Origin of the sequence: Pilimelia anulata (genome assembly GCF_014647895.1) — a bacterium.
Lineage (GTDB): Bacteria > Actinomycetota > Actinomycetes > Mycobacteriales > Micromonosporaceae > Pilimelia > Pilimelia anulata.
Window position 1 is genome coordinate 1 of the sequence record NZ_BMQB01000036.1, and the last position, 598, is coordinate 598.

The window sequence follows — 598 nt, forward strand, 5'->3', positions numbered from 1 at the left end:
CCTCCACCAACCCACACTCACCGCCACCCGCTTCACCGCCAACCCCCACACCCCCGGCACCCGCATGTACCGCACCGGCGACCTCGCCCGCTGGGACACCAACGGCAACCTCACCTTCCACGGCCGCACCGACCACCAAGTCAAAATCCGCGGCTACCGCATCGAACTCCCCGAAATCGAAACCACCCTCACCAACCACCCCCACATCCGCCAAGCCGCCGCCATCGTCCGCGAAGACCAACCCGACAACAAACAACTCGTCGCCTACCTCATCCCCCAACCCCACACCACCATCAACACCACCGACCTCCGCCACCACCTCACCACCCACCTACCCGACTACATGATCCCCACCACCCTCATCACCCTCGACCAACTCCCCCTCACCCCCAACGGCAAACTCGACCACCACGCCCTCCCCAAACCCGACCACACCAACCACCAACCCACCCAACCCCGCACCCCACGCCAACACGTCCTCTGCCAACTCTTCGCCGCCGTCCTCGGACTCCCCCACATCGGCACCAACGACAACTTCTTCGACCACGGCGGACACTCCCTCCTCGCCACCCGCCTCATCAACCGCATCCGCACCACC

At 65.4% G+C, this 598-nt stretch carries 1 protein-coding gene; it reads left to right on the forward strand.

Features of this window, described 5'->3' with window-relative positions:
• A partial coding sequence (locus IEY94_RS24100) for a non-ribosomal peptide synthetase (protein WP_189172374.1) occupies nucleotides 1-598 on the forward strand: 598 nt, incomplete at both ends.